This window comes from Streptomyces sp. NPDC050564, from assembly GCF_044457265.1.
Taxonomy (GTDB): Bacteria; Actinomycetota; Actinomycetes; order Streptomycetales; family Streptomycetaceae; genus Streptomyces.
Genome location: NZ_JBITGS010000064.1, coordinates 21538 through 27537, shown reverse-complemented (window position 1 = coordinate 27537; position 6000 = coordinate 21538). Strand labels below are relative to the sequence as shown.

9 protein-coding genes and 1 pseudogene are annotated in these 6000 nt (G+C 69.4%); 8 read left to right on the top strand and 2 right to left on the bottom strand.

The genetic code is table 11. The features are described 5' to 3' along the window. The 5 genes and pseudogenes from ACIBK0_RS48455 to ACIBK0_RS48435 form a co-directional block, all read left to right on the top strand. Positions 1-183 (top strand): 2Fe-2S iron-sulfur cluster-binding protein (locus tag ACIBK0_RS48455; protein WP_399095804.1); only part of this gene is annotated, 183 nt, incomplete at its 5' end. Between the two features lie 18 nt (positions 184-201). Then, positions 202-1296 carry a fatty acid desaturase family protein gene (locus ACIBK0_RS48450; RefSeq protein WP_399095801.1) on the top strand — a complete coding sequence of 365 codons (1095 nt, stop codon included), beginning with the start codon at positions 202-204 and terminating at the stop codon, positions 1294-1296. Positions 1297-1449: 153 nt separating this feature from the next. Continuing rightward, positions 1450-1542, top strand: a pseudogene (locus ACIBK0_RS48445) (PRC-barrel domain containing protein); the annotation flags it as partial. 59 nt (positions 1543-1601) lie between these two features. Next, complete coding sequence (locus ACIBK0_RS48440; protein WP_399095798.1) at positions 1602-2015, top strand: restriction endonuclease; 414 nt, start codon at positions 1602-1604, stop codon at positions 2013-2015. After that, on the top strand, positions 2012-2176 hold the full coding sequence (locus tag ACIBK0_RS48435; RefSeq protein ID WP_399095795.1) for a hypothetical protein: 165 nt from the start codon (positions 2012-2014) through the stop codon (positions 2174-2176). Before ACIBK0_RS48440 ends, ACIBK0_RS48435 begins: the two co-directional genes overlap by 4 nt. Positions 2177-2326: 150 nt before the next feature. Here the strand turns inward: ACIBK0_RS48435 and ACIBK0_RS48430 are convergent, their stop codons facing one another. Next, positions 2327-2647 carry a three-helix bundle dimerization domain-containing protein gene (locus tag ACIBK0_RS48430; RefSeq protein ID WP_399095792.1) on the bottom strand — a complete coding sequence of 107 codons (321 nt, stop codon included), beginning with the start codon at positions 2645-2647 and terminating at the stop codon, positions 2327-2329. Positions 2648-2976: 329 nt separating this feature from the next. Between ACIBK0_RS48430 and ACIBK0_RS48425 the strand changes: the two genes are divergently transcribed. The 3 genes from ACIBK0_RS48425 to ACIBK0_RS48415 all read left to right on the top strand — a co-directional run bounded on the left by ACIBK0_RS48425 (position 2977) and on the right by ACIBK0_RS48415 (position 5303). Further along, the gene (locus tag ACIBK0_RS48425) at positions 2977-3417 is read left to right on the top strand and encodes a DUF5994 family protein (protein ID WP_399095789.1); all 441 of its coding nucleotides are present in this window, start codon (positions 2977-2979) and stop codon (positions 3415-3417) included. 358 nt (positions 3418-3775) lie between these two features. Continuing rightward, the gene (locus ACIBK0_RS48420) at positions 3776-4171 is read left to right on the top strand and encodes a DUF5994 family protein (RefSeq protein ID WP_399095787.1); all 396 of its coding nucleotides are present in this window, start codon (positions 3776-3778) and stop codon (positions 4169-4171) included. A gap of 151 nt (positions 4172-4322) precedes the next feature. Beyond that, complete coding sequence (locus tag ACIBK0_RS48415) at positions 4323-5303, top strand: SPFH domain-containing protein (RefSeq protein WP_399095784.1); 981 nt, start codon at positions 4323-4325, stop codon at positions 5301-5303. Between the two features lie 78 nt (positions 5304-5381). Here the strand turns inward: ACIBK0_RS48415 and ACIBK0_RS48410 are convergent, their stop codons facing one another. Then, positions 5382-5564, bottom strand: coding sequence for a hypothetical protein (locus ACIBK0_RS48410; protein WP_399095781.1), 183 nt, complete (start codon positions 5562-5564; stop codon positions 5382-5384). Positions 5565-6000 lie beyond the last annotated feature (436 nt).

Genomic DNA, 6000 nt, shown 5'->3' with positions numbered 1-6000 from the left:
GGGGAGGCGGCCGGTGTGGCGATGCCGCACGGCTGCCGCCGGGGGATCTGCTTCGGCTGCCTCGTCCCGCTGGTCCACGGCCGCGTCCGCGATCTGCGGACCGGCGAACTGCGCGGCGAACCAGGCGAGTTGATCCAGACCTGCGTCAACGGTGCGGCAGGTCCGCTCACCCTCGCCCTCTAGCCCCTCAAGGAGCCTGCGATGTCCACAACTGCCGTACCAGTCACCCCCTTTGAGTCGCTCGAAGATCACACGGAGCTGCTCGGCGAGGAGCTCGACCGGATCCGCGCCGCGGTCGTCGCGGCGCGCGGCGCCGAGGACGCCCGCTACATCCGTACGGTGATCGCCGCGCAGCGCGGCCTGGAGACCGGCGGCCGCGCCGCCCTCGCCGTATCCCTCTTTCCGCCCGCCTGGCTCGCGGGCACCGCGATGCTGACCACCGCCAAGATCCTGGAGAACATGGAGCTGGGCCACAACATTCTGCACGGCCAGTGGGACTGGATGGGCGACCCGGCGATCCACTCCACCACCTGGGAGTGGGACTTCCTCACGCCCGCCGACTCCTGGAAGCACACCCACAACCACCTGCACCACACCTACACCAACGTCGTCGGCCTCGACCGGGACCTCGGCTACACCATCCTGCGCATGAGCCCGGACCAGCGCTGGCATCCGATCCACCTCCTCCAGCCGCTGTACACCGCCCTGCTCGCCCCCGTCTTCGAATGGGGCATCGCCCTGTACGACCTGGAGGCGGACGCGGTGGCCGCGGGCCGCAAGAGCGTGCGGAGCCTGCTCGGCGAGATCGCGGGGCTGGCGCGGAAGACGGTGCGCCAGTTCGCCAAGGACTACGTCCTCTTCCCGCTGCTCGCGGGCCCGTCCGCACTGCCGTGCCTGCTCGGCAACCTCACCGCCAACGGCCTGCGCAACGTCTGGGCGCACACCGTCATCTTCTGCGGCCACTTCCCGGGCGATGTCCAGACCTTCTCGTACGAGGCGGAGCAACTGGAGGGGGAGACGCGCGGCCAGTGGTACCTGCGCCAGATCCAGGGCTCGGCGAACATCGAGGGCGGTTCCCTCCTCCACGTGCTCACCGGCAACCTGAGCCACCAGATCGAGCACCACGTCTTCCCCGACCTGCCCAGCAACCGCTACGCCGAACTCGCGCCACGGGTGCGCGAGATCTGCGCCCGGCACGGGATCACGTACGTGAGCGGGCCGCTGTGGCGCCAGTACACGTCCATGTGGGGCCGCGTCCTGCGTCACTCGGTGCCGGATGGATCACGGAAGCCGTAGCAGAGCGTGGTTGATGCGACGCTCGGGAAAAGTACGAGCCGCACGAACCGCAGTACCCGGGTTCGTGGGTTGGCTCGCTCTCACGTGCAGCCGCCCGACCTTCCAAGGGACAGGGCCCGCATCGACGGGTGTCCCGCTCAGGAGGGACAGCGCATGATCCAGGCAGCGGACATCCGCGAGTGGCGCACCCATGACGTCGTCGACCCGAAGGGGCACAAGATCGGCGTGCTCGAAGCGGTCTACGTGGCCCCCATCCGTTGGTGCTCGCCATCGCGGCTGCCGCTGGCGTCGGGTGCTGCGTCGCCGTGGGTGAGTGGGTGCCGGGGAACTGGTGGCTGCTCGCCGTGCTCGCCGCCGTCGTGGGCGGGGCCGGCGGTCTCTGGCTCACGCAGTGGGCGGTGAGCGCCCGCTGGGAGCGGGTGCACGTGCGGAGGCTGCGGTACAGGCTCCCCCAGCTCGACGGGCTCCATCACGAGGACTTCGAGTTCGCGGTACGGGACCTGATGCGCCGTGACGGCTGCGCGGATGCCGTACCGGTGGGCGGGGCCGGGGACAACGGCGCGGATGTGACAGCGACCGATCCGCGCGGCAGGCGCTGGGTGATCCAGTGCAAGCACCGGCAGGACGGGGCATCGGGATCGTCGGTGGGCCCCCGGATCTGCATGTGCTCAACGGCACCGGCCGCCAGCTGCACGGCGGGGACGTCGTGGTTCTGGTGACGAACGGACGCTTCACCGCGGGATGTGCGCCGCTGGCGACGTCCCAGAAGCTGCATCTGGTCGACCGGGGAACGCTGGGCGAGTGGGCGGGAGGCTCACGACCGCTCTGGGAGCTGCTCCAGAAGCTGCCCCCGCCGGGGAAGCAGTCGGCGCTGTCCTGAGAACCCGCTGTCGTACTGATCACGGGTGCGGCGTCCGCCTCGGTGGAACGGATGTGGGGTTGGCGGGAGCAGTCGGCCTGGACCGGGCACCGGGCGAGGAGTTGATGGAGCGGGCCCGTGTGCCCAGTGTGCCTTGAACGGACGGGGTGTCTATGCCGAGCGGGTCAGGGCGATGCGAAGCCTTCGCAGAGCCGTGGTGACGGAGTGGCCTCGTGTCCCGTCGGACTCCTCACGAGGGGGAACCGTGGGATCGGGGCGTCGGGCGAGTCGTCGTAGCCTGGTGCGGCTGTTGTGCTCGACGAGGATCGGCACGTAGTTGGCGATACGAGCGTTGCTGAGCGGCTGGTAGCAGTCCTGCACGACATCCCGCACGACTGCGGCCGTCAGCAGGTTGGCGTAGGAGGCCGTCAGATGGTCTGTGAGCTTCTGAAGGGTGTCGGGTAACGCAGTCTCGCCCGTGTTCGCGCCCATGGCGCGCTCCTCACTGTCACAGACGGCCGACCGCGGCAGCCGATCGGTATCCGGGTGCTCGGCGTCGGCCCGTCCACTTCCCACACTTGCACAGATCGCGTCCGTGGAACGGCCCGCCGGATCTGTTCATCAACTCGCCATCTCGGATCGGTGGACTCAGGTAACGGGTCCCGGGTCACCGCGACCGCTCGGCAGAGTCCGTACGGTCAGCCGGAGGAGTACCCTGATGTCACCGAGGGTATTTCGCGCACCGGCCTCCATGCCTGTGTCGTTTTCGGCGATTGAACACGCCGGGCCGGTTGCGACCGCTCCGGAGCAGGGTTCGCATCATGACCGCGACCGTTTCGTACACGCCGATTTTCGAAGACCGGCCCTCCTCGCCATCTCTCCGCATGTCGCCGACCCTCACCGGTTCGGCACCGGCTCCGCTGGATGGCTCCTGGTGGCCCCGCTCCCGGGATCTGGGGGCGGAATTTCCCTCATTGACTGCCGTGCTCGATCCGCAGACGACTCCCGTCTCGGCCGTCTGGCTGATGGCCGCTGCGAGCGACCCACTGCGCACGTCGACCACGGGCCGACTGATGGAGGAGGCGGCGCGTCTGCGCACCGTATCGGAGACCGACTGGGCCGTGCAGGCCGTCTGGGACGCCGAAGGAGGCCATAAGGCCCGCGATCCGATCGCACGTCCGCGGATCCCGGCAGTCACTGCTCCGGTACTCGGCATCACGCCGGTCGCTCTTCCGATACCGAATCGGGCACGGGGGATGTGAGGGCCATGGAGACCTTCGTGACCGTGGTCGTGCTCCTGGCGATGGTCGCTGTGTGCGTGCTCCTGATCCATCTGCTCAACAACCAGCACGACGAGCGCATCACCGCTTTCCCCTACGGCCGCTCCCGGCCGACTGTCCGGGGGCCGGCGCCACCGGCCCCGCGGAAGGCTAGCGGTCGTGCCGGAACGAGCGGCCGGCGATCGCCGCGACCACCGAGACGGGGGACGCGGACGGTTCCGGCCACGGGCCGGGCCCGCACGGAAGAGAAGTGAGTCGCCATGCCCCCGCCATACACCCCGTCAGGCTCCTGGCAGACACCAGCAGTGAGCCGTTGCTCCCCGGCACCGCGGTCTTGCGGATGGAGACGACGCCCCATCGCACGGGGACGTTCGACGGCGCGTGGTGGCCGAGGACGCGCGACCTCGAGAGCCAGCTCTCCGGCCTGCTCATCACGCTGACGGCGCAACTGGGCCCCACGGCCCGCGTGGGTCTCGACGCGAGCGGGTGGGACAGGACACTGGGCCATCTGGTCGTCGAGGGACATACGGTCCGCATCGACTGGTCCGCCGTCGGGGACAGCACGATGATCGTCAACCGGGGCGACCAGGACCACTTCCTGTTCCTGATGATCCCTCCGGAGACGGCGCCCTCGCCCGCACGCGCCGCGATGGCCATGGCAGTACGGGACGGCAACGTCGTCTCGGCCGAGCGGATTCTGGCCGCCACCGGCATCACTCCGCCCCGTCCGGAGTGACATAGCGCCCACCGCTCGACGTTTCGCGCAACCCGCAGCCCAGGACCCCGGCCGCCGCACCACGGACAACAGGCCGGGGGTCCTCCCGTGCCGTGTGCTTCCCGGACCGCTCGGGTTCGGGGACACCATCGACGTAAGGAATGTGAGAACCATGGGTGTTCTGATCACTGTGCTGGTGGTGTTCGCCGCGGTCGGGCTGGTCCTGCTCGCCCTGAGCCTGCGCAACGTCCAGCAGTACGAGAAGGGCGTGGTGTTCCGCTTCGGGCGGCTGCTGCCGGACATCCGCGGGCCCGGCCTGCGCGTCATCCGGCCGATCGGGGACCGGATGCGGAAAGTGTCCGTCCAGACCGAGGTCCTCGGCATCCCGCCGCAGGGATCCATCACCGCCGACAACGTGACGCTCACCGTCGACGCGGTCGTCTACTTCCGGGTCATCGACCCGGTCAAGGCCCTGGTGAACGTCCGCAACTACCCCAGCGCCGTCTCCCAGATCGCCCAGACCTCGCTGCGTGCGGTCATCGGCAGGGCGGATCTGGACACACTGCTCTCTGACCGCGACCACATCAACGCGGAGCTCAAGAAGGTGATGGACGCCCCCACCGAGGAACCCTGGGGACTGCGCATCGAACGCGTGGAGATCAAGGACATCGCCCTTCCGGAGTCAATGATGCGCTCCATGTCCAAGCAGGCCGAGGCCGAACGGGAACGCCGTGCCCGGGTCATCGCCGCCGACGGTGAGTTCCAGGCGTCCCAGCGGCTGAGCGACGCCGCGGCGACCATGGCCGACACTCCGGGCGCGCTCCAACTGCGCCTGCTGCAGACCGTGGTGGACGTCTCTGCGGAGAAGAACAGCACCCTGGTCATGCCGTTCCCGGTGGAGATGCTCCGCTTCTTCGAGCACCAGAGCAGGGAAACCGACGGCGAGTTCGCGCGCCGGAGCGGCTCGCGCCCCGCAATGCCCGAACTGACCGTCCCTGTTCAGCCGGTCGCGCCGACCTTGCCTCTGAGCGGAGAACGGGTCGGCTCCGGCGGCAAGCGGATCGGCAGTCGTGCGGCAGTGGCGCGGGAACGGCGGGACAACTGGCCGGCACGGGCGGACTCCGACTCCGACGCGTCACGTGCCCACGGCTGATCCCCGCCCGGTCCCGGGCAGTCGTCGGGTGAGCGCGAAGCTCCATGGCGGCGAGTCGTCCACCGGTCATCCGTGTGTCTAGGCCGCTGTCCGAAGCACCGGGGCGGGCGCCTCGACAGCCGTGATTCCGCCGGCCGTGGCGGCATCGGGAAGGACCCGGAGGAGCCGGATCAGCCCGCTGTCGCTCAGCGCCTCGACGACGGCGCGGCTCGGGGCGGCAAGGCGCAGGTCGCCGCCGAAGAGATGGACCCTGCGTGCCATGGCTACGAGCAGCCCGAGGCCCCAGAGTGTCGCAGGAGGTGACGCCCGACAGGTCGAGGGTCGACTGCCTTCCGGGACCGTGACATGCGCCCATAAGACGCTCGCGCAGTCCCGGAACGGTGGCGAGAGTGAGACTGCCGCTGACGACGACCGTCTTGCAGTCCTCCGGCATACCGGCGGCCACAGGCCGCTGGACCGGAGCTCGGGAAGCTTCTGCGGGGATGAGGTGAGTTGCGGTACCTGCAGACACACAATGGGACTCCTCGGGGTGGAATGTCACGCTGCCGGGGGCTGGGGCTGGATACCGCGTCCGTGTCTGGCCGTTCGGTGCTGTCCGTACCTCGTGGACAGTCGATGCCGCGTTCAGGCTCCGGCCGGTGGCATCGAGGGCGACGGTCATGCGCGGCCCGTTCCGCCCCATGTTCTCCGCGCGGCT

Coding starts and splice junctions, on each gene's coding strand:
- ACIBK0_RS48450 (WP_399095801.1), top strand. CDS start 202: ATGTCCACAACTGCCGTACCAGTCACCCCCTTTGAGTCGCTCGAAGAT.
- ACIBK0_RS48430 (WP_399095792.1), bottom strand. CDS start 2,647: ATGGGCGCGAACACGGGCGAGACTGCGTTACCCGACACCCTTCAGAAG.
- ACIBK0_RS48425 (WP_399095789.1), top strand. CDS start 2,977: ATGACCGCGACCGTTTCGTACACGCCGATTTTCGAAGACCGGCCCTCC.
- ACIBK0_RS48420 (WP_399095787.1), top strand. CDS start 3,776: ATGGAGACGACGCCCCATCGCACGGGGACGTTCGACGGCGCGTGGTGG.
- ACIBK0_RS48415 (WP_399095784.1), top strand. CDS start 4,323: ATGGGTGTTCTGATCACTGTGCTGGTGGTGTTCGCCGCGGTCGGGCTG.
- ACIBK0_RS48410 (WP_399095781.1), bottom strand. CDS start 5,564: ATGGCACGCAGGGTCCATCTCTTCGGCGGCGACCTGCGCCTTGCCGCC.